16 protein-coding genes are annotated in these 21668 nt (G+C 64.3%); 8 read left to right on the forward strand and 8 right to left on the reverse strand.

Annotation, left to right across the window (positions count from 1 at the left end; translation table 11 throughout):
* Window positions 1–127: 127 nt before the first annotated feature.
* Window positions 128–1609, reverse strand: coding sequence for a caspase family protein (locus IVB26_RS11160; RefSeq protein WP_247971704.1), 1482 nt, complete (start codon window positions 1607–1609; stop codon window positions 128–130).
* A 426-nt stretch (window positions 1610–2035) separates the two neighbouring features.
* On the opposite strand from IVB26_RS11160, the gene IVB26_RS11165 reads away from it, so the two are divergent.
* Genes IVB26_RS11165 through IVB26_RS11175 form a run of 3 tightly spaced genes read left to right on the forward strand, consistent with a single transcriptional unit; the run spans window position 2036 to window position 5933 of the window.
* Window positions 2036–3067 (forward strand): TRAP transporter substrate-binding protein, encoded by a 1032-nt coding sequence (locus IVB26_RS11165; protein WP_247971705.1) that lies wholly within the window; start codon window positions 2036–2038, stop codon window positions 3065–3067.
* 1 nt (window position 3068) lies between these two features.
* Window positions 3069–4943, forward strand: a complete 1875-nt coding sequence (locus tag IVB26_RS11170) for a TRAP transporter large permease (protein ID WP_247971706.1) — start codon at window positions 3069–3071, stop codon at window positions 4941–4943.
* Window positions 4944–4955: 12 nt separating this feature from the next.
* Window positions 4956–5933: an NAD(P)-dependent oxidoreductase gene (locus IVB26_RS11175; protein WP_247971707.1), complete on the forward strand. Its 978-nt coding sequence runs from the start codon at window positions 4956–4958 to the stop codon at window positions 5931–5933.
* Here IVB26_RS11175 and IVB26_RS11180 read toward each other — a convergent pair.
* Window positions 5930–7096 carry an ABC transporter substrate-binding protein gene (locus tag IVB26_RS11180; protein WP_247971708.1) on the reverse strand — a complete coding sequence of 389 codons (1167 nt, stop codon included), beginning with the start codon at window positions 7094–7096 and terminating at the stop codon, window positions 5930–5932. The two genes, IVB26_RS11175 and IVB26_RS11180, sit on opposite strands and share 4 nt — an antisense overlap.
* 330 nt (window positions 7097–7426) lie before the next feature.
* On the opposite strand from IVB26_RS11180, the gene IVB26_RS11185 reads away from it, so the two are divergent.
* A complete protein-coding gene (locus IVB26_RS11185) occupies window positions 7427–9817 on the forward strand; it encodes a bifunctional diguanylate cyclase/phosphodiesterase (protein ID WP_247971709.1) in 2391 nt (796 codons plus the stop codon).
* Window positions 9818–9921: 104 nt separating this feature from the next.
* Window positions 9922–11223, forward strand: a complete 1302-nt coding sequence (locus IVB26_RS11190) for an MFS transporter (protein ID WP_247971710.1) — start codon at window positions 9922–9924, stop codon at window positions 11221–11223.
* A 3-nt stretch (window positions 11224–11226) separates the two neighbouring features.
* Here the strand turns inward: IVB26_RS11190 and IVB26_RS11195 are convergent, their stop codons facing one another.
* Together IVB26_RS11195 and IVB26_RS11200 are read right to left on the reverse strand one after the other, a co-directional pair.
* Window positions 11227–14598, reverse strand: coding sequence for an adenylate/guanylate cyclase domain-containing protein (locus tag IVB26_RS11195; RefSeq protein ID WP_247971711.1), 3372 nt, complete (start codon window positions 14596–14598; stop codon window positions 11227–11229).
* Between the two features lie 43 nt (window positions 14599–14641).
* The gene (locus IVB26_RS11200) at window positions 14642–15040 is read right to left on the reverse strand and encodes a YybH family protein (RefSeq protein WP_247971712.1); all 399 of its coding nucleotides are present in this window, start codon (window positions 15038–15040) and stop codon (window positions 14642–14644) included.
* Window positions 15041–15427: 387 nt separating this feature from the next.
* On the opposite strand from IVB26_RS11200, the gene IVB26_RS11205 reads away from it, so the two are divergent.
* Window positions 15428–18013 (forward strand): EAL domain-containing protein, encoded by a 2586-nt coding sequence (locus IVB26_RS11205; RefSeq protein WP_247971713.1) that lies wholly within the window; start codon window positions 15428–15430, stop codon window positions 18011–18013.
* A 16-nt stretch (window positions 18014–18029) separates the two neighbouring features.
* Here the strand turns inward: IVB26_RS11205 and IVB26_RS11210 are convergent, their stop codons facing one another.
* From IVB26_RS11210 to IVB26_RS11220, 3 genes are all read right to left on the reverse strand, one after another.
* A complete protein-coding gene (locus IVB26_RS11210; RefSeq protein WP_247322401.1) occupies window positions 18030–18251 on the reverse strand; it encodes a hypothetical protein in 222 nt (73 codons plus the stop codon).
* Between the two features lie 51 nt (window positions 18252–18302).
* Complete coding sequence (locus IVB26_RS11215) at window positions 18303–18545, reverse strand: transcriptional regulator (protein ID WP_247971714.1); 243 nt, start codon at window positions 18543–18545, stop codon at window positions 18303–18305.
* 97 nt (window positions 18546–18642) lie between these two features.
* Window positions 18643–18852 (reverse strand): cold-shock protein, encoded by a 210-nt coding sequence (locus tag IVB26_RS11220; protein WP_247971715.1) that lies wholly within the window; start codon window positions 18850–18852, stop codon window positions 18643–18645.
* Window positions 18853–19288: 436 nt separating this feature from the next.
* Between IVB26_RS11220 and rpsU the strand changes: the two genes are divergently transcribed.
* Window positions 19289–19564, forward strand: coding sequence for a 30S ribosomal protein S21 (rpsU, locus tag IVB26_RS11225; protein WP_247971716.1), 276 nt, complete (start codon window positions 19289–19291; stop codon window positions 19562–19564).
* A 60-nt stretch (window positions 19565–19624) separates the two neighbouring features.
* On the opposite strand, the gene IVB26_RS11230 is transcribed toward rpsU, so the two are convergent.
* Complete coding sequence (locus IVB26_RS11230) at window positions 19625–20236, reverse strand: TetR/AcrR family transcriptional regulator (RefSeq protein ID WP_247971717.1); 612 nt, start codon at window positions 20234–20236, stop codon at window positions 19625–19627.
* 131 nt (window positions 20237–20367) lie between these two features.
* On the opposite strand from IVB26_RS11230, the gene IVB26_RS11235 reads away from it, so the two are divergent.
* Window positions 20368–21600, forward strand: a complete 1233-nt coding sequence (locus IVB26_RS11235; protein ID WP_247971718.1) for a cytochrome P450 — start codon at window positions 20368–20370, stop codon at window positions 21598–21600.
* Window positions 21601–21668: the final 68 nt, after the last annotated feature.

Genomic DNA, 21668 nt, shown 5'->3' on the forward strand with positions numbered 1-21668 from the left:
ATGGCCGGGCTCGTCCCGCCTGCGCGGCCGAAGCCGCTTCGGCGAGGCGAAGGCCTGGGCAGGCGGGACAAGCCCGGGCATGACGACCTCGTGCAATCCTCCAACGGGATTGTGGCCTGGAAGCGGCTCAGTATCTGCGGTCGCCGCGATAATGGTCGCCGCCGCCTCGGCCGCCCATTCCCATGCCGAGGCCGATACCGACACCGATGCCGATGCCTTGCATGACAGCCTCGGGCGGCGGGCCGCGATCCGGCGGTGGCGCGCGCTCGTAGACCACTTGGTCAGACGGCGGGCGACGCTTCGGCGGCGTCTCGACCACCTTGCGCTTCGGCGGCGTGTCGTCGACACGCTTCTTGATCACAGGCGCGACGCTCGGATTGACCGGCGTTGCCGGCGGTGACGGCGTCGAGCACGGGCAGGTCGGGGCCATCGCGACGGCAACTGGGGTCGCCGCTGCGGCAACAGGCACGCCATAATTGCGGTTCTGCACCCGGAGCAGCAGCCGGCGCGCGGTCGCGGCGAGGTCGCTGTTGTCCCAGTTGGCGAGATAGGCCTCGAACGAAGCGCGGGTGTTGATCGCGGTTGCGCGCTCCCAGGCCAGCATCTGGCGCCGTCGTTCCAGCACCGTGCGCAGACGCGGCGTACGGGTGTCCTGTGCGTACAGCTCGATATAGGCCTGATACGCCGGCACCGTGTCGTCGGTGATGACGAGTTCATAGGCGACCATGGCCGGCTTGCCCTGCAAGTCCCTGCGCCACTCCTCGACGCTGCGCGTGCCGCTGGCGAGCGCCATCGAATTTGCGCCCGGAAGGGAAGGCTGACTGCCGCTGCTCTCGCCGAAGAACTTGAAGTCGGTGGTCAGCGACGAGCTTTCCCATGGGATCTGCCGTCCGTCGGTCGATTGCGCAACGGCGACGCGGATACGCTTGAACACCTCCTCGATCGGAAGGTTTGGTTGCTTGGCGACCGTGAGTGCTGCGGTGGTGTAGGGGCTGTCGATGCCGGAGCCGTCCTCGGCTTCGGCGCCGGGCGAGGTGGAATAGGAGATGAAGGAGCCGGGCGCACCGGCCTTGGTGTCGACGATCGCAAGTCCGTGGCCGGCGCCGCTCAGCGCGGGGAATGGATTGTTGCGACAGGCATCGAGCATGAAGATGCGCGCCCGCGTCGGCAGCGCGCCGAGCGTGTTGAGCATGTCGTTCAGCCGGACGCCCTGGAGCGGAATGTCGGCCTCGCGCTTGGGGTCGAGATCGACAGGAACGAGATAGTTCTCGCCGTCGATCTGCAGGCCATGGCCGGCATAGAACACCAGCGCCACGGTGTCGGCGCCACTGGCGCTGACCTTGCCGGCGAAATCCGAGATCGCCGCCCGCATCTCGGTCTGCGCCAGATTGGCGGCCGTGGTGACGGTGAAGCCGGCATTGCCGAGCAGCTCGGTCATGCCCTTGGCGTCGTTGGCGGCGTTGGGCAGTTCCGGCACAGTGCGATAGGCGGACTGGCCGATCACCAGCGCGAGCCGCGCTTCGGCGGCGGCATCCGTCGGCGTCATCATTTGCGTGAGCGCAAGAAGACTGGATGCAAGCAGCAAATTGGAAAAGACTGGACGGCGCATGGTGTCACCTCCATCGGCAATGCGCGATGATGTCACTTTTTCTAGGGGGCCGCCAGAAGGCCGTCTGTGCACTGGATCACGTTCGTCGTGCGGCAAAATGGGGCAGGGTCTCTGCTGGGACCGGAAGGCATCGTTCTAGGTTCACCCATGTGAATTGCGCATTGATCCATGCTCCAATTGGATTGATGTCGATCCTGCGCGACCGCCCCGTTGCGCGGGTGTGGCCGCAGGCCGATCCTCGTCGTAAGTCCGCAGGAATCCTGATCGTTTCGCCGTGCTTGCGGACGCCCCTACCCGTCTCGCGCGGCATGTCGAAGGCGATGGAGCCACGCTTGCCTGCGTCGTCGCTTTGGCCATACAGTCCACGCAACAGGCTGCGGCAACGACCGCGGCGAACAAAAAAGACAATGTGGGAGAGACCGCACCATGACCATCGTGCCCGTGAACCGTCGCGCGTTCATCAAGTCATCGGCGGCGGTCACCGCCGGTCTCGTGCTCTCCCCCGCCATCATCGGCCGCGCCGAAGCCGCGACGTTGAAGCTGAAATGCTCGTCCTCGCTGCCGAACGATCCCAAATTCGCCAACGGCCGCGTCTACTACGACAATCTCGTCAAGAGCCTGAAGGCGAACGGGCTTGGTGAGCAGATCGAGGTCGCCTTCTTTCCCGATAACCAGCTCGGCCAGGAGATCGACGTCATCAACTCGGTGAAGCTCGGCGTCATCGACCTCATGGTGTCGGGCTCGTCGATCTCGGCGAATCTAGTGCCGCTGGTCGGCACCTTCGACCTCGGCTTCCTGTTCTCGAGCTTTCCGCAGCAGACCAAGGCCTTCGATGCCGGCGCCGCAAAGCCGATCGAAGACGCTCTGCTCAAGGGCGGCAACATCCGTATCATCGCCTGGGCCTATAATTTCGGCTCGCGCAGCGTGCTGGCGAAGAAGCCGGTGAAGACGCCGGAGGATCTCGCCGGCCTCAAGATCAGGACGCTGCCGAACCCCGTCATCACCGAATGCCTGCGGCTGATGGGCGCCGCGGCGACGCCGCTGGCGTTCGGCGAGATCTACACCGCGTTGCAGGCCGGCGTGCTTGACGGCCTCGAGCACGATCCGCCGACGATCCTGGCCAGCAAGTTCTTCGAAACGTCGAAGTTCTACGCGCTGACGCAGCATAATTTCTCGCCGCTCGCGATTTATTTCAGCGACGTGACCTACAATCGCATGGATCCGAAGCTGCGCGAGGGGTTTCTCGATGCCGCCAAGAAGGCCGCGGCCGACACGCGCTCCCATGGACTTGCGGTCGAGAAAGAGGCGCTGGCGGCTTTGACCGAGAAGGGCGTGACGGTGGCCGAATGCGACCGCGAGGCGTTCAGGAAGCGCGTGGCGCCGCAGACCGAGAACTTCATCAAGGCGCGGCCTGAATCGAAGGCCGTCATCGACATCATCCGCGCGACGCAAGCCTGAGATGACCAAATCTGAGCTGGCGATGACAGCCGCCGTGCCCGTCTCGGGCGGCCGCCACGGGAGCATCGCTCTGCTGCTGCGCGCCAGCGACGCGATCGCGGCCATCCTGCTGGCCGCCGATCTCGTGGTGGTCTGCGCCTCCGTGCTGTTGCGCTTCTTCTTCAACGCGCCGGTCGAATGGTCCGATGACGTTGCGCGCGGGCTGATGGTCGGATCGGCCTTCTTCGGGGCGGCGAGTGCGCTCGCGCGCGGCGAGAATGTCGGCGTGTCCTTCTTCCGCGACCTGCTGCCGGTGCGGTTGCGTGCGCTGGTCGATGCCGCGAGCGCCCTGCTCGTCGTGCTGATCTCCGGCTATGTCGCCTACCATGCGATCAAGCTGGGTTCGCTCACGGCGGGCCAGACCACCGGATCCGGCCTGCCGCTGGAGCTGACGTTCTATCCGATGGGCGTCGGCGCGCTCTTCATGACGGTGTTCGCGATCGATTATCTCTGCGCGCGGCCGCTCCCTGACATCGTCAGGGGCCTCGTCGCCATCGTCGTCGTGTCCGGCCTTTATCTCGCCTGGGATTATCTGTCGCCGTCCTCGGTGCCGTCGGCGGGCACGTTGATGCTGATCGGCTTCTTCGCAACGCTGTTCGGCGGCTTGCCGATCGGCTTTGCGCTGGCGCTCGCCGCGCTGGTTTTCATCTGGGTCGAAGGCGCGCTGCCCGGCGTCATCTTCGCCCAGCAGATGGCGCGCGGCATCGACAATTTCGTGCTGCTCGCGATCCCCTTCTTCATCCTCGTCGGCTACCTCATGGAAGCCAACGGCATGTCGGTGCGGCTGATCGAGCTGTTGCAGCGCGCGGTCGGGCGCATGCGCGGCGGGCTGAACGTCGTGATGGTCGCTTCCATGGTGCTGTTCTCCGGCATCTCGGGCTCGAAGATGGCCGATGTCGCCGCGGTCGGCTCGGTGCTGATTCCGGCGGCGCGCCGCTCCAAGCAGAATCCGGGCGGCGCGGTGGCGCTGCTGGCGGCCTCCGCGGTGATGGCGGAGACCATCCCGCCCTGCATCAACCTGATCATCCTCGGGTTTGTGGCCAATCTGTCGATCGGCGGCCTGTTCGTCGCAGGCCTGCTGCCGTCGGCGCTGATGGCGGCCGTCCTGATCGCGGTGTCTATCATCTTCGGCAAGCGGCCGGCGCAGGTCGAGGAGGTCGAGCCGCAGATGCCGGTGTCGGGCCTGTGGAGCGGCGCGATCGCCTCGTTCGGCCTGATCTTCATGATCTTCTTCGGCTTCAAGAGTGGCTTTGCCACCGCGACCGAAATCTCCGCCTTCGCAGTGGCCTATGCGCTCGTCGTCGGCAGCGTGGTGTTTCGCGAGCTCAGCTTCAAGTCGGCGGCGCACAGTTTCGTGCAGGCCGCGACGCGCGCAGGTCTCGTGCTGTTCATCGTCGCCGCCGCGCAGTCGCTGGCGTTCACGCTGACCTTGCAGCAGGTGCCGCATGCGGTCGGCGATTTCATGCTCGGATTGTCAAAGACCTCAGGCGTCTGGCTGTTCATTCTCTTGGCGATCGCCGTGCTGATCGTGATGGGCTCGGTGCTGGAAGGCGCGGCCGCGCTGATCATCTTCGGGCCGCTGCTGTTGCCGGTCGCGGTGCAGCTCGGCGTCGATCCCTTGCATTTCGGCGTCGTCCTGGTCATCGCCATGGGCATCGGCCTGTTCGCGCCGCCGCTCGGGCTCGGGCTCTACGGCGCCTGCCTGATCGGCAACGTGCCGATCGAGCAGACGGTGAAGCCGATCATGGGCTATCTCGGCCTGTTGTTCCTCTGCCTGCTCGTCATCGCCTTCGTGCCGTGGCTGAGCACCGCGCTGCCGCGGGCATTCGGCTACTGAAGGAGTTTTGCCGTGAAGGTTCTGTTGGCTCACACGCCGGAGATGCGGCGGAACTATTACGGCGATCGCAGCCTGAACGGCCTTCGCGCGGCCGCGGAGGTGATCCTGCACGAGGGCGGCGCGCCCCTTGACGCCGCCGGCCTCGTGCGCGCGGCGAAAGACGTCGACATCATCGTCGCCGACCGCATGACGGAAGGACGCGGCGAGATCTTTGCGCAGCTGCCGCATCTGCGGGCCTTCGTCCGCTGCGCTGTCGATATCCGTAACGTCAACGTCGAGGCGGCTTCAGCGGCCGGCGTGCTCGTGACCCGCGCCGGGCCCGGCTTCGTTCAGGCCGTCGCCGAGCTCGCACTCGGCTTCATGGTCAATCTCTCCCGCGGCGTCTCGCGGTCCACCGCCGACTACCAGGCCGGCCGCAAGGCGGAGGCGCGGATGGGCCGCCAGCTCGCCGGCAGCCAGATTGGCATCATCGGCTATGGCAGCATCGGCCGCTATCTCGCCGAGGTCGCAAAAGTGCTGCGTATGGAGGTGCTGGTCTCAGATCCTTTCGCCGTCGTCAGCGATGCCGCGATCCGGCAGGTCGGTCTCGACGAGCTGCTCGCCGCATCGGACTATGTCGTCTGCCTTGCGATCGCCAACGAGCAGACCGAGAACCTGATCGGCGAGGCTGCGCTGGCACGGATGCAGAAGCATGGCGTGTTCATCAATCTCTCGCGCGGCAATCTTGTCGACGAAGCGGCGCTTGCGAAGGCGCTGCGCGAAAACCGCATCGCCGGCGCCGCGATGGACGTCGGCCGCGCGCCCGACCAGATGCCGACGCCGGAGCTGGCGAAGCTGCCCAACGTCATCGCGACTCCGCATGTCGGAGGCCTGACGCCGCAGGCGATCGAATATCAGTCGCTGGAAACCGTGCGGCAGGTCGAGGCGATCGTCAAAGGCGAGGTCCCGCCGGGAGCCGTCAACGCCGAGCGCTGGACGCGGCGGCCCTAAAGCCGATCCACCGCCCTGAACGTCCCGTCCTTCTGGATCACGGTCAAAAACACCTTCGGTGGCGTGTCGAGCATGCGTAGGCCGACGCTGACGATGCTGCCGCTGATGTCGAAGCGGCCGACATCGTTGATGGCGCGGAGAAGGCTTGCGCGCGTTGGTTTCGGCCCGGCCTTTTCCAGCGCCGCGGCCGCGAGGCGGCCGGAGAGATAGCCTTCCAGCGACACGAAGTCCGGTGTCAGCGTCGGATCGAACGCCTTCTGGGCCGCCTGGTAGTCGGCGACGAGCTTGAGCGAGCGATCCCACGGAAACGGCACGACCTGCGAGACGATGACGCCTTCGCCGTCGGGGCCGAGCTCCCTGGCGAGCGCATTGGCGCCGACGAAGGAGATGTTGACGAAAGTCGGATAGAAGCCGCGGCGATGCGCGAGCTTGATGAACTCCGCGCAGGGACCATAGGTCCCGACCATGACGATGGCCTCGGGTTCGGCGCGCTTGATCATTCGCCAGGCAGCCGTGACCGCGCGGGTGTTGCGCTCGAAGGTGCCTTCGGCGGCCAGCTCCAGGCCGCGCCTGGCGAGCGCGCGCTTCACGCCGGTCAGACCGTCGCGGCCGAAGGAATCGTCCTGGTAGAAGATGCCGATGCGGGTGAAGTGGCGATCCTCGGTGAGGTGCTTGATCCACGCTTCGGCCTCCGCACCATAGCTCGCGCGGATGTTGACGACGTTTGCAAGTTCGAGGTCGCGCAGGAATTCAGCGCCGCTCAACGGGCCGATGAAGGGAACGTTCCTGGCGCTGGTGATCGGAATTGTCGCCATCGCGGTCGGCGTGCCGACCGCGCCGATCAGCGCGAACACCTTGTCGTCCTCGATCAGGTGCAGCGTCTGGGCCACCGAACGATCGGGGTCGTAGCCGTCATCGCGGCTGATGAGCTGGAGCTTGCGGCCGTAAACGCCGCCCTTGGCGTTGATCTCGGTGAACGCTGCGATGATGCCTTGCCGTAGGCGCTGTCCGAGCGCGGAGGAGGGGCCTTCCAGCGCGGCGGCCTGGCCGAACAGGATCGCATCCTCGCTGACCCCGGCTTCATCGGCTTTCGCCGGAAGCATGGTCGCGGCCAGGAGCACGATGGTCAGGACGACGGATGTCGCCGATCGAAATCGATACATCGGGGGAGGTCTTGCCGGAGGGATGGAAGAAGACCTCTGCAAGATATCTCCCGCAGCCTGAATAGCTCGCTAACCGGCGGCGTATCGGCCGCCCGTAGTACTCCGGGCAAAACCGGCAAGTTGTTTCCACAATGCCGGGTCATTCACGGACTTCGTTAACTAATTCACGCGTTGCATAACGGATCCGGTTCCGAAATTGTGCAGTTCTTAACCGCGGTCTTGTTCCGATAGCAGCGCCGGTGCTTCAACCAGAGGTTCGGCTCGTCGCAGATGGGGGACGGCGGCTTCAGGATGGGCGATCGCGACCAGAACGATCAGGATCGGAGGCGCATGACCGGATGGTGGCGTGCCGCGCCGCTGCTCGGACTCTATCGCCCTGCGCTCGTCGCGGCCGGCGTCGGTCTTCTGTTCTCGCTCGTGGGCGCGGCCGCCGTGGCGCGGTGGGAAGATCGCGTCAACAGGATCGAGTTCGAGAACGCGGCCGAAACCGAAGCGATCGTCATGCAGAACGGCATGGGCGAATACATCTCCAGACTCATCGCGCTGCGCACGCTGTTCGAATCGACCAACGACGAAGTCACCCGTAGTGAATTCGAGACCTTCAGCGCCCGCCTGTTCGAGCGCCATCCGGGCATGCTGCGCATCGCCTGGCTGCCGCGTGTCAACCGCAAGGAGCGCTCCGAATACGAGGCCGCGGCGATCACGGACGGCGTTTCAGGCTATCGCATCAAGTCGCTCCAGGGCGAGAGCTTCGCGACTGCGCCGCAGAGCGATGAATATTTTCCGGTGTTCTACTCGACGCAGCCGAAGACCTCGGCGGTCTATGGCATGGATTACGCCACCGTTCCGGAGCGCCGCGCGTTTCTGGAGCGTGCACGCGACAACGACAAGGTCGCAGCCATTCGCACGCGGCTGTTCGAGCCGAGGGAAGGGGGCCGGTTGCCCGATGTCCTTGTTGCCGTTCCCGTCTACGCCAAGGGAACGTCGCGCGAGACGGACGCGGACCGGCGCCGCAATCTCGCGGGCTTCGTGGTCGGCGTCTTCGACCTGCCGCTGCTGATCCAGACCATTCGCGTGACCACCGGAGCGAGCCCCGCGGTCAGCATGAACGTCTATCCGCCCTTCACCGCGCAGATCGTCAGCCTGGAGCAGATGCTGCCGGACTATTCGTCGGCGGCCACGGCGCCGCAGTCGATGCGGGACGTCGCGCGGGCGCTGCACTGGTCGGGAAGTCTCAAGATCGGCGATACCGATTGGCAGGTGCGGGCGGTGCCAACTGCCGGCGGCCCCCTGGAGACGACTTATGATCGCGCGGGCGCGGTGCTGATCGTCGGCATGCTGCTGACGCTGTCGCTGTCGACCTATCTCATGCTCGCGAGCCGCAATTCGCGGCGGCTGTCGCTGGCTAACCGGCGGGTGCTCGAGCTCGCCCAGACCGACATCCTGACCGGCCTGCCGAACCGCGCCTTCTTCCTCGCCCGGCTCGACGAGCTCAATGGCCGGCTGGAGGACGGCGGGTCGACCTTCTCGATCCTGATGCTCGACCTCGACCGCTTCAAGAACGTCAACGACTCCCTCGGTCACGGCGCCGGCGATGCGCTGCTGCGCCAGGTGGCGCAGCGGCTGAAATCGGCGGTGGGCGCCAGCGACGTGCTGGCACGGCTCGGCGGCGACGAATTCGCCATCATCCAGGAGCGGTGCCAGGACCAGCGCGCCTGCTCGACCGAGCTGGCGGCGCGGATCGCCAAGCTCTTGACCGAACCGTTCCTCCTGCCCGGTCACCGCGTCGAGATCGGCACCAGCATCGGCATCGCCGTCGCGCCGGATCACGGCCGCGACCAGGAGCAGCTCCTGAAGAAGGCGGACCTTGCGCTCTATCGTTCGAAATCGGCGGGCCGCAACTGCTTCACCATCTACGACGAGGCGATGTCGGCCGAGCTGGAGGCCCGCAACACGCTGGAAGGCGATCTGCGCGACGCCATCGCGCGCTGCCAGCTGGAGGTGCATTACCAGCCGTTCGTCGACGCCCTCAGCGGCGAGCGGCGCGGCTTTGAGGCGCTGGTGCGCTGGCGGCATCCGACACGCGGCCTGATTCCGCCGGACCAGTTCATTTCGCTTGCGGAGGAGACCGGGCTGATCGTGCCGCTCGGGGAGTTCGTGCTGCGGCGCGCCTGCGCGGACGCGGCCGGCTGGCCCGCCGGCCTCGCGGTCGCCGTCAACCTGTCGCCGATCCAGTTCAAGGAAGCCGAGCTATTCGAAATGATTTGTGCGGCGCTCGCCGATTCCGGTCTGCCGCCCCAGCGGCTGGAGATCGAGATCACGGAATCCGTGCTGCTGGAGCGCGGCAGCGAGAACCACGCCTTCATGCAGCGGTTGAAGCAGCTCGGCATCGAGCTGGCGCTTGACGATTTCGGCACCGGCTATTCCTCGCTCAGCTATTTGACGGCGTTCCCGTTCGACAAGATCAAGATCGACAAGTCGTTCATCCGCAACCTCACACATCAGCCTCGCAGCTCTGCCATCATCTCCGCGATCGTGACGCTGGCGCGGGGGCTGGACATGTCGGTCACCGCGGAGGGCGTCGAAACCCGCGAGGAGTTCGACCGGCTGAAGGCGCTCGGCGTCAATTTCGCGCAAGGTTATCTGTTCGGCCGTCCGCAGCCGATCGAGCGGATCCTGTTCGATGCGCCCGTCAAATCGTCACGCCGCGACGCCGCCTGAGGGCGGGCTGAAGCATCGCGCTCAAGTGGCATGCGCGAAAAGCCCTTGACCCGGACACCCTCAGATGGTCGGAAAGACCGTCTAGGGATGAAATAAGCAAAAACATGCGGCTTCCGTTCTTCTACGGCTGGGTCGTGGTCGTCGTGACCTTCGTCACCATGGCCATCGGCGTCAACGCGCGTACCGCCTTTTCACTGTTCTTTCCTCCCATCATCTCCGAATTCGGCTGGGAGCGTGGCGTCACCGCCGGCGCCTTCTCCTTCGGCTTCGTGGTGTCGGGTGTGGTCAGTCCGCTGATCGGCCGCCTGATGGACCGCGCCGGGCCGCGCGCTGTGATGGAGCTCGGTGTCGTGCTGATGGGCGGCGGGTTGCTGCTTGCGCCGCTCACCAGCACGCCCTGGCATCTCTATGTCACCATCGGCGTCATGGTCGGCGCCGGCTCGGTGTGTCTTGGCTATTCCGGCCAGTCGCTGTTCCTGCCGAACTGGTTCATTCGCAAGCGCGGCTTCGCCATCGGCATCGCCTTTGCGGGCGTCGGCATCGGCTCGGTGACGCTGCTGCCCTGGGTGCAGCACATGATCGAACAGACCGGCTGGCGCACGGCCTGCACCGCGATGGGACTGCTCGTCCTGATCGTGCTGGCGCCGATCAATTTGTTGCTGCACAAGCGCCCGCAGGACGTCGGCCTCGAACCCGATGGCGATGCCGCCCCGACTGTTGGCGGCGCCCAACCGATCTCCAACATTGTCGATCCCGTTTGGGTCAATATCGACTGGACTCTGAAGCGCGCCGTCGCAACCGCGCGGTTCTGGTGGATCGCACTCGGCTATTTCTGCGGTCTGTACATCTGGTATGCGGTGCAGGTGCACCAGACCAAATTCCTGCTCGACATCGGCTTCAGCTCCGGCGTCGCGGTGTGGGCGCTCGGCATCGTCAGCCTGCTCGGCATTCCCGGCCAGATCCTGCTCGGCCACGTCTCCGACCGGATCGGGCGGGAATGGGTGTGGGCGATCAGCTGCGCGGGCTTTGCGATCTGCTTTGCGGCGCTGATGGCACTGAAGTTCCAGCCGTCGCTGTGGCTTGTCTATGTGATGGTGTTCGCGCAAGGCGCGCTCGGCTATGGCCTCACCTCGATCATGGGCGCGGTGGTGTTCGAGATTTTCCAGGGCAGGCACCAGGGCAGCATTTTCGGAACGATCATGCTGGCGGCGCTGGCGGGCGGTGCCGCTGGTCCCTGGATGACCGGCTTCCTCTACGATCGCGCCGGCGACTATACGCTCGCCTTTGGTATCGCGATGGTCGTGAGCGGATTGTCGGCGCTCTCGATCTGGCAGGCTGCGCCGCGCAAGGTGCGGGCTGTGGCCGGCCGGCTGCACGAGCTCCAGGCGGGTACCAGCGCCGGATAAGCCCTAGTGCTCGGCCAATTCTGCGGTGAGTGCCTTGGCGGCAAGCAGATCGGACGTCTCGAAGCCTTCCGTGAACCATCCGTACGTTGAGGCAAGGAGGGCTCGCGCTTCGATAAGCCTGCCTTCGTCGCGCCAGAGCCGAGCCAGACTCATGGCTGCACGCAGTTCGAACGACTTCGCGGCTTGCCTGCGTGCCACATCAAGTGCAGTTTGCAGACAGGCCTCGACCTCATCCGCCGGAGCTCCACGAATGCGCTGCAGTTCGCCGCCGATGCGTGCAACTTCTGCCTCCCACATATGTTCGCCATTGCGCGCGGCGAGATCCTTTGCCTCTGCCAGCGCAATGAGCCCTTTCTCGCCATCGCCAAGTTGCAAATAGGCCGATGCCAGCATGCACAAATAGCGGACTTGGTACCAACTGGCTCCGAGCCCGGCCCGATCATTCAAACCCTGGCGCATGAGCGCCAGGCCGCCCTCCGGGTCACCTTCCTGCGCCATGGCCCAACCCCGAAGGATGAGGCCGCTCAACCGCCAGTAGTTCAAGCTGTGCTGATCGGCGAGGTTGATGATGGCGTCAGCGTGCGCATGCGCGGCTGCCACGTCACCCATCAGCTCGGCAGGTCCTGCTCCGCCATAGACCGCGACGTGGGCGGTAAGGTTCGTCTGATTCAGCTCCGCGGCGTATTCAAACGCCGCGCGGCTGGTTCCCTGGGCCTGATCGGGATAGCCAAGAACCCAGAGCACGATGGCCAGGTAAGGTAACGCGGAGGCCTTCGGGTCATGGACATAGTGCACAGGCGCTGGCCGATGGGCGTCCGGGTCATAGCGGCTTAGGATCGCCTCGAACTCGGAGTGGGCCGTAAGAAAGTCGCCCGCGTGCATGGCTGTGAGAGCCGCCAAACGATGCGCACCCAATTCCAGTGCCGTGTCCCCGGTACGCTCGGCGGCATGGCGTGCCTCGGCAACCAGCCTCTGCATGGCGCCGTAGTCGCCTCTCACGAAATGAAAAATATACTTGCCGCTAAGCGTCGCGAACAACGCATCCGTGTCATCGAGCTCGTAGCAGAGCGCATGCGCCCTGCTGAACGCAGTGCCAAGCTGAGGAGCCGTGTATCCGTGAATGGCGATCAGCGGACCTCCAATTGCGGTCTGGAGCGCGAGTTCCTGGCGATCCCGCTCCGGCCCTTCTGGACAGGCGTTGAGCGCCTGCAGCCCCCTCGTGAGGTGAGTGATTGCTTCGAGATTGGCGGAACGCCCGGCGGCATTTCGACCGGCCTGCAGCCAATAGCCGACCGCGTTGGCCACAAGTCCGGCCTCCGCGAGATGCAAAGCTATCGTCTCCGGCTCCATCTCCGCGCGGGCAGGATAATGTTCTTTTAGAGCTGCGGCGATCCGAGTGTGGATCTGCTGTCGCTTGCTCTTCAAGAGGCTCTCGTGCGCGATGTCCTGGACCAGCGCATGTTTGAAGCTGTAGCTGATATCCGGAGGCACTCCACGCCGGAAGATGAGTTCCGCCTCCAGCAGTTCATTGATCGCGCGCTGGAGGGCATCTTCATCGAGCGGTGTTACTGCCTTCAGCAGGTTGTGCCCAAACTCACGCCCAATGCATGCCGCGATCTGGGCGACCTCCTTGACGGGTGCCAACCGATCAAGACGCGCCATCAACGAATCTTGGAGCGTTGTCGGGATCGCGAGCGGGGGCAACGGACCGATAAGCTCGTAGCAACTCCCCCGATCCTTAAGCAGCCCGGATTCGAGGACGGTCTTGGTGAGCTCCTCGACGAACAACGGCACACCGTCCGTCTTGGCCAAGATCTGCTCGAGCACCTCCTGCGGAAGCAGTTTGCCGCCGGTTATCCGGTCGACCACGGCCGCACCTTGCCTGCGGCCCAGCCGGCTCAAAAAGATTGCTGCCACATGTCCATGCGCGGTCCAGCGCGGAACGAATTCCGATCGGAAAGTAACGACCATCAGGATCGAGTGACGCTGCACCTCGTCAACGGCCCGATCAAGGAGTTCGAGCGTGGTGGGATCGGCCCAGTGGACGTCCTCGTAAATGGCAAGAACCGGTTGCTTTGCCGCTAAGCCCTTTATCTGCTCCAACAGGGCCTGGAACGTTCGCTCTTTCTTTTGGTGTGGACTTAGCTCCAGCGGAGAGTAGCGCTTACCCGTCGGGATGGCCAACAGATCCGCGAGAACGGGCGCACTGCCACGTACGTCGTCCGTCGCAAGCGTGAGCATCGCCTCAAGGTTATCGAGCTGTTCTTCGGAAGGGTCCTCCCGCCGTATTCCCGCTGCCCGTTCAAGGAGCCCTACGATTGGATACAGGGCGCTGTTGGTGTGGAATGGCGAACAGAAATGGCTGAGGCGCGTGTGCGGCACGCCTGCGAGCCGGTCGCGCAGCGCTCGCACGAGGTGGGATTTGCCGATGCCGGGTTCGCCGCCGAGCAGGACGATCTGTCCTTCTTGCCCTTTCGCCTGTTCCCAGCGGTCCAGGAGAAGAGCAAGTTCCTGGTCGCGCCCGACAAGCGCGGTCGTCGACATCCCGTGCTGGGCGTCAAATCGACTCTCTGCTGCGCCCTCGCCGGTGACGAGCCACACCTGCGCCGGCCCCGGGAAACCCTTGAGAGGCACTGTCCCCAGGTCCTGGTATATGAAGGCCTCGCCGATCAGGCGGTGCGTTGAATCGGCGATGAGAACGCCGCCGGGTTCGGCGAGCCCTTGCAAGCGGGCCGCCAGATTCGGGGTCTCTCCAATGACCGACCGCTCGCGGGCTTCTCCCTCGCCAATCAGTTCGCCGACGACAACCAGACCGGTTGCGATGCCGACGCGAGCGGCAAGGGCTGCACCGGTCGGCCCGGTAAGCGCCGCGACTGCCTTGGATATCCGAAGCCCGGCGCGAACTGCACGCTCCGCCTCATCTTCATGCGCCCGCGGCCAGCCGAAGTAAGCGAGAACCCCGTCGCCGAGAAATTTGGCAACGTGTCCCTCGAACCGGGTGATCTCGCTCGCTACGGTGTTGTGGTAGGCCTGTATCAGGTCCCGCACTTCCTCGGGGTCACGTCCCGAGGCGAGCGCAGTCGATCCGACCAGATCGACAAACATGACTGTGAGCTGCCGCCGGTCTGCTTCCGACGGCAGTGGCAGTATTGGCTGTGCTGCCGAGGCACGAACCTCCACAGGTATGGGATCGCTCGGCAGCGCGAGTGCGTGGATCGCCTTCAGCACGGTCTTGCGCGGGCCGAGCGGCAGACCAAGTTCCCGCAGATCGTCTTCGGTCAGCTCTGGCAGGACCTCAGGCGTGACTTCCGCATCCTGAAAGGCCTGGGAGTAGCGCTCCAGCCCAAGACCACGAAGCCATTCCGCGATGTTCACGCGACGCCTCCTCGCTAGCTGTCAGGCGACGCGTACGGCAAGCTTAGTTGAAGGTATGCAACCTCAGCTTCAGCGAACCGTCCGCCTGACGCTCAAACACGTGCGTAGCAATCCCGCCGGCAGCTTGGCGCGACCCATCCGCTCCCTTGCCGTTGGCGCTCCATCTCGCCGTGCCGTAGACGATCTTGTCGTCTCCGCCCGCATCTATGATTGTCAGCTTATGATCGACGAATCCGCTCGAAAAAAGCCCGGCGAAGAATTTCTCGATTTCTGCTGGACCCGATATGACCTGATGGTTTGGAGGCAGCACTTTAGCGTCCGAAACGTACGCCGTGGCAACCGCTCTAGCGTCGGCTTTGTTGAATGCCGAATCCCAGGCAGCATAAGCTTCAATGATTCCGGCCTTGACGTCGAAGCTCGTCGAGGAGGCCAAGTTCGTCATAATTCCCTCCCTCAAAGTTAACCTGGTAACCACCGGATCATACTCCAACTAAACGGTGGGAAAATCTGGAAAGTGGGGAACCATGCGGAGCGAACGTCTCGCGCATATGAGGACACCCCCGGTAGCTTTCAGCGCCGTGACCGTACGTAGAAGCTGTCGACCGCGCGCTGTGGCGGGATTGCCGGTGTGGGAGCGCGGCTGAACGAGTTCGGGGCGAAACTGGCGCCGAAAGGTTCCGTACGCGCTAACTTACCGTCGCCTTTGTCGCAGACCGTTAAGTATGTTGCGTCTTGGCGGGGTGTGGTGGGTCTGCAAAAACGTCTTGGACACCATCGCAGCGCTAGCGTCGGCGGATTGCCGCAACTTCCCGATGTCTCCGGTCCAACCATGTCTGCCTCCGATTGTGCTGTAACGGAAATGCCGGACGTGCTGTTGGCCGCCCTGGAACGCGTCGACGACGCCATTGTCATTGTCGACAGCGCGCGGCGCGTCACGCATTTCAACGCCGGTGCCGAGCGGATCTGGAAGCTTGCGCGCACCAACGTGCTCGGCCGCGATGTCGACATTCTCACCTTGAAGTGTCTTCAAGACGATTCGATCGCAGAGTGCCGCGACGAGATCAGCCTCATACGGCCCGACGGCAGCCGGATTCGGGCGGCCGTCTCGCTTTCGTCTTTCGCAAGCGGCGGTGTGACCCATCGCGTCGTGTTCGCGCGCGACGTTACCACCGAAGCGGAACGCCGCGCGCGGATCGCGCTGCTCGACGCCGTCTCGGATCAGACCAACCGCGCCGTGCTCATCACCGACACCGAGCTCGACATCCGCTACACCAATGCAGCGTTCACCTCGCTGTTCGGCTATTCCGCCGCGGAAGCTGAGGGGCGGCGGGCGACCGATCTGTTGGCCGGCCGTCACACCAACCGCAAAGCGCTGACGACGATCGGACGGCGTCTCGTCAAGGGCGGTCCGGGCGGTGAGACCGAGGTCCTGATCTATACCAAGGACGGCGAGGAGATCTGGGTTGGCGCCCGGATCGATGCCTTCCGCGACAGGAAGGGCCGGGTCAAGCACATCTTCGCGCTGCTGGACGACATCACCGAGACCAAGCAGCTGCGCTCGCTCCAGCAGCTCATCATGGGCGCACTCGCCGACGAGGTGCCGATCGGCGAGATCGCCGACCGGCTCTGTGGCCGTGTCGAGGAGATCGCGCCCGACGTGGTCTGCTCGCTGCTTCACGTCGATGCCGCGGGCCTGATCCACCCGCTCGGCGGTCCCAGCCTGCCCGAGGATTATTCCCGCGCATTGGACGGTGTTGCGATTGGCCCCAATGTCGGCTCCTGCGGCACCGCCGCCTTCTATGGCGAACCGGTGCTGGCAACCGATCTCGACACCGATCCCCGCTGGCAGCCTTACAAGGCCATGCCGCTGTCGATCGGCCTGCGGGCTTGCTGGTCGACCCCGGTCAAGGCCAAGGACGGCCGGGTCATCGCGACGTTCGCTTTCTACTATCGGGAGTCCCGCGCGCCGAGCAATTGGCACCGGCGCATCGTGGAGGCCTGCGTCAATCTCGGCGCCTTCGCGATCGAGCGCAAGGAAGCGCGCGCCGAGATCGCGCGGCTCGCCTATCACGACATCCTCACCGGCCTGCCGAACCGCGCGCAGCTGCGGCACCTCATCACCACCGCGATCGATGCCTGCCCGACCGGCAGCCATGTCGCGCTGGCCTTCCTCGACGTCGATCATTTCAAGGACGTCAACGACACGCTGGGTCACGCCGCCGGCGACGAGCTCCTGATCCAGCTCGCGCAACGGCTGCGCGAGCGGATTGGCCCTGAAGATATGCTGGGACGGCTCGGCGGCGACGAGTTTGTCATTCTGCTGCCGCAACGCAACGCCGAGAGTGCCGAGCGCGTCGCGGCAGGAATCACCGAAGCGCTGGCCGCACCCTTGAGGCTCGGATCGAAGCTGATGCCGATGTCGGTCAGCATCGGCATCAGCCTCTATCCCGACCATGCCACCGACATCGACACGTTGATGCAGCAGGCCGACGCCGCCATGTACATGGCCAAGCAGGCCGGACGCTCGACCCATCGCATCTTCAGTGCCGAGATGAATGGACTCACCGAGCAGCGGCTGGCGCTGATCGCAGCGCTCCGCCGCGCCATCGCGGAAGGCGCGCTGAGCCTGAGTTACCAGCCGCAGATCCGCAGCTGCGACGGCGCCATCCACGGCGTCGAGGCGCTGTCGCGCTGGCGTGATGCCGTGCTCGGCGACGTCTCGCCGGCAAAGTTCATCCCGCTTGCCGAGGAGTGCGGCTTGATCGAGCAGATCGGCCTGTGGTCGGTGCGCGAGGCCTGCCGCCAGATGGCGAGCTGGCGCCGCGCCGGGTTCAACATTCCCTGCGTCTCGGTGAACCTGTCGCCGATCAATTTCCGTAACGTCACCCTGGCCGCGCGGCTCAAGGACATCCTCGCCGAATACGATCTGTCGGCGGACGCTTTGATGCTGGAGATCACCGAGGGCGTGTTCATGCAGGACAGCGTCGCGGCGCTGGAGACGATGAACGCGATCCGCGAACTCGGCGTCGGCCTCTCCGTGGACGATTTCGGCACCGGCTATTCGAGCCTCAGCCGGCTCGCGCATCTGCCGATCCGCGAGTTGAAGATCGACCGCAGTTTCATGCGCGACATCGAGAAAGACGCGGGCGCGCTCGCGATCGCCACCGCCGTGGTGCGCGTCGGCCAGGGCCTCGGCATGAACGTCGTCGGCGAGGGCGTCGAGACCGAGGGCCAGCGCAAGACGCTGGCCGAACTCGGCTGCGACGTCGTGCAAGGCTTCCTCTACGCCCCCGCGCTTCCCCCCGTCGCCTTTGAGCGCTGGCTGATCGAGCACTGCGCCGAGCAGGCGAGGGCGACGCTGGGGCGGCTTGATGTCAAGTCGGTCGGTGCGGTTGCTGTGAAGCAGTCGGCATAGTCCGTCTTCGCTCCGGCTAGAGCATCGAAAGCACGACAATCCCGTCTTCGAGCTCTCCTGAAGCAAGGCGCGCCCGTGCCATGCGCTCGAACTCGGTTCGGTGCTTCTGCAAATAGCTGAAGGCCTGTTTCTGCGTGTTGAATGTCGTGGCAAGCCGGCACATCTGCCGATCTGCACCGGATGCGAGAAAAAAGGTGATGGTTCCGTGATCTGGTTTAATTCTAGGCACGATCTGCACTCTCCGGCATGTGATCGGCCCCCCAAAATTTCGGCGGCAGTCTGAAGACGACTATCGCGCCGGCTTCCGTGAACGCTTCTTGAGCGCCGGCGTAGGCAAAGCGAGTCGAAGAGCTTCGTCAGCCGCTTCCTTGGCCTCGCGCGCCGCTCGGAGCCGCGCCATGTTCTTGCGAACCTCGACGGCCTGCCTTTCGGCATCGGCCAATGCCTGCGCTCCGTCTTCGGCGGCCAAGCGCCGGCGATCGGACCGCGCGACGCTTTCGGGTGACGGCTCTGCCGGCTTCTTGGTGCTCATCGTTCCCCCGGCTCCGAAAACGATTAAACCCGCTCAATCCTGGGATTGAGCGGGCAGGGCGACCGTTTCAGTACATCCGTGAAACGGTGCCACGATATCAAGCCAGCGAGAGGTTCTCGGCGCTGACCTTGCCTCGCATCTTATCGGTCTTGATCTCGAAATTGACCTTTTGGCCCTCTCCGAGACCTGCAAGACCGGCCCTTTCAACGGCGCTGATGTGAACGAACACATCGTTGCTACCGTCGTCCGGCTGAATGAAACCGAAGCCCTTTTGGCCATTGAACCACTTGACAGTACCTGTCGTCATATTCTTCTCCAAAGCGCGCAAGCGCGTCCCGCGTGACAATCACGCGGCCATCTTCAACTTCGTCGATGTCTCTGGAAAAGGAGCCCGCGGGCGCATTCAACAAGGCACAGCGGCTAATCGAACCAGCTCAATATATATGACTTTCACGATTTTGCAAGGAGCTAAGCCAGTCTGGCTCTTGCGAGGCAGTTCTTCTGTTCCGATCGAGACGCTTTGTGTTCATCGACCTGCAAGCGGGCCGTTAGCGATTGACAGCGCTGCACGACAGTGGTCACGTTCACGCCGCCAAGCTGCATCGCTGTGACAAGCAGATCGGCTCGTCCGAAGCCGCGACGAGTGTCGCCGCACCCATCCTCAAACATCGCAATGAAGCTCCTGCGCAATTGGCTGCCCTGCAGGACGTGTCGCATTCGCAGCCCCCAGCTCGGAGGATCAATTGCAAGTACTCGTCAGAGACAACAATGTTGAGCAGGCACTCCGCGTTCTCAAGAAGAAGATGCAGCGCGAGGGCGTCTTCCGCGAAATGAAACAACGGCGTTCCTATGAAAAGCCGTCGGAGCGAAAGACCCGCGAGAAATCCGATGCTATTCGTCGCGCCCGCAAGCTTGCCAGGAAACAGGCGATCAGAGAGGGGTTGCTGCCCGCGCCGCCGAAAAAGAAGCCCTTTGAACGCAAAGCGCCCTTGCCGGAGATCAAAGCACGGACGGAGTAGAGAAAACGTTGGGACTGGCTGCGATCATGCGCCCCGAGATCGCTTGACGAAGACAAGACGCTAGTCCGACGCCAATCCCGTCCTGCGCCGCAAATCCGTGATCGCGCGCAGAAAACTGTCGGCCGGCGTCGTCTCCGGATCGATCAGCCGGTGCAGGCGAAAGCCGTCTTCGAGCGCGAGCACGATTGAGGCCATCCACGGCGGGTTCAGCTTGTCGTTCTTGCCGTTGCTCTTCAAGGTCGCCTCGACGATGTCGGCCACCAGCTTGCGCCGCGCGCGCAGGCGTTTTGCAAGTTCGGGGCGGCGCTTCTCGGCGCGCGCGACGAACAGGATCATCTCCATGTGCAGCAGCGGCGAGCGGCCGAGCGGGTCCTGCCGGCTGCGGTCCATCGTCTTCAGCGCCGCGATGAAATCATCGAGATTGTCGTGCTCGGCGAGGATCTCGAGGTTGCGACGGATCGACTGCTCGACATGGTCCTCGAGCATGGCGATGATCAGCTCGTCCTTGCTCCTGAAGTTCGAATAGAACGCGCCGCGGGTGAAGCCTGCCGCCGCCGCGATCGCCTCGATGCTGGCGCCGCCGATGCCGTCCTCCTCGAACACGCGCGCGGCCGCCTCGAACAGCTTGTCGCGCGTGTCGTCCCTGGTCGGCCTGGTTCTCGCCCTTGACATCGGACGAGGTTAAGGCAGAATGCAACTCGATACAATAATGTATCGAGTTGATAAATTCAGGGATGGTTACGCCGGGCAGTGGGGCTGCGATCGGCGTATTCGTATCATGCGGCAACCGATTTGAGGTCACCATGAACGAGCACGTGCAAGGCGCCGGCGGCGCACCGCTGTTCAACCCGCTCTCGCCGGACTTCATCCGCGATCCCTATCCGCACTATGAGCGGCTGCGCACGATCGATCCGGTCCATGTGACGCCGTTCGGCCAGTTCGTTGCCAGCCGCCATGCCGACGTCAGCCTGGTGATGCGCGACAAGCGCTTCGGCAAGGATTTCGTCGAACGCTCCAAGCGCCGCTATAGCGAAAAGATCATGGACGAGCCGGTGTTCCGCAGCATGAGCCACTGGATGCTGCAGGCCGATCCGCCCGACCACACCCGCCTGCGCGGCCTCGTGGTGAAGGCCTTCACCGCCCGCCGCGTCGAGGACATGCGGCCGCGCATCCAGGAGATCGTCGACCAGGCCATCGACGCCGTGATCGACCGCGGCCACATGGACCTGATCGAGGATTTCGCCTTCCGCCTGCCCGTCACCATCATCTGCGAGATGCTCGGCATCCCCGAAGATCATCGCGAGGTCTTCTACAAGAGCTCGCGCGACGGCGGGCGGCTGCTCGACCCCGTGCCCTTGTCAGCCGAGGAGATCAAGAAGGGCAACGAGGGCAACCTGATGGCGCAGATGTATTTCCAACAGCTGTTCGAGCTGCGCCGCAGGAATCCCGGGGACGATCTCACCACCCAGCTCGTGCAGGCCGAGGAGGACGGCAACAAGCTCACCAACGAGGAGCTGACCGCCAACATCATCCTGCTGTTCGGCGCCGGCCACGAGACCACCGTCAACTTGATCGGCAACGGCCTTCTGGCGCTTCACCGCAATCCGGACCAGCTTGCGCTGCTCAAGGCGCGGCCCGAGCTGATGGAAGGCGCGATCGAGGAATTCCTGCGCTACGATTCCTCGGTGCAGATGACCGGACGCGTCGCGCTGGAGGATATCGACGATCTCGGCGGCAAGAGGATCCCCAAGGGCGAGACCGTGCTGTGCCTGCTCGGCTCGGCCAACCGCGATCCGGCGGTCTATCCCGATCGGCCGGACCGGCTTGATGTCACCCGCCAGAACGTGAAGCCGCTGTCGTTCGGCGGCGGCATCCATTTCTGCCTCGGCGCCCAATTGGCGCGCATCGAGGCCGAGATCGCCATTGCCACGCTGCTGCGGCGGTTGCCCGACTTGCGCATCGACGACGTCGAAAACCCGGAATGGCGGCCGACCTTCGTGCTGCGCGGCCTCAAGAGGCTGCCGGCGAGCTGGTAAAGGCGTCCCAGCGTTAACCTCCGCGCGCAACAGTCGCTGTGACTTCGCCACACTTCCCCCTATATAAG

Origin of the sequence: Bradyrhizobium sp. 195 (genome assembly GCF_023101665.1) — a bacterium.
Taxonomy (GTDB): Bacteria; Pseudomonadota; Alphaproteobacteria; order Rhizobiales; family Xanthobacteraceae; genus Bradyrhizobium.

Excerpts from the sequence above, each read along its gene's own strand:
- IVB26_RS11160 (WP_247971704.1), bottom strand. The coding sequence starts at position 1,609 with ATGCGCCGTCCAGTCTTTTCCAATTTGCTGCTTGCATCCAGTCTTCTT.
- IVB26_RS11165 (WP_247971705.1), top strand. The coding sequence starts at position 2,036 with ATGACCATCGTGCCCGTGAACCGTCGCGCGTTCATCAAGTCATCGGCG.
- IVB26_RS11170 (WP_247971706.1), top strand. The coding sequence starts at position 3,069 with ATGACCAAATCTGAGCTGGCGATGACAGCCGCCGTGCCCGTCTCGGGC.
- IVB26_RS11180 (WP_247971708.1), bottom strand. The coding sequence starts at position 7,096 with ATGTATCGATTTCGATCGGCGACATCCGTCGTCCTGACCATCGTGCTC.
- IVB26_RS11185 (WP_247971709.1), top strand. The coding sequence starts at position 7,427 with ATGACCGGATGGTGGCGTGCCGCGCCGCTGCTCGGACTCTATCGCCCT.
- IVB26_RS11190 (WP_247971710.1), top strand. The coding sequence starts at position 9,922 with ATGCGGCTTCCGTTCTTCTACGGCTGGGTCGTGGTCGTCGTGACCTTC.
- IVB26_RS11200 (WP_247971712.1), bottom strand. The coding sequence starts at position 15,040 with ATGACGAACTTGGCCTCCTCGACGAGCTTCGACGTCAAGGCCGGAATC.
- IVB26_RS11205 (WP_247971713.1), top strand. The coding sequence starts at position 15,428 with ATGTCTGCCTCCGATTGTGCTGTAACGGAAATGCCGGACGTGCTGTTG.
- IVB26_RS11215 (WP_247971714.1), bottom strand. The coding sequence starts at position 18,545 with ATGAGCACCAAGAAGCCGGCAGAGCCGTCACCCGAAAGCGTCGCGCGG.
- IVB26_RS11220 (WP_247971715.1), bottom strand. The coding sequence starts at position 18,852 with ATGACGACAGGTACTGTCAAGTGGTTCAATGGCCAAAAGGGCTTCGGT.
- IVB26_RS11230 (WP_247971717.1), bottom strand. The coding sequence starts at position 20,236 with ATGTCAAGGGCGAGAACCAGGCCGACCAGGGACGACACGCGCGACAAG.
- IVB26_RS11235 (WP_247971718.1), top strand. The coding sequence starts at position 20,368 with ATGAACGAGCACGTGCAAGGCGCCGGCGGCGCACCGCTGTTCAACCCG.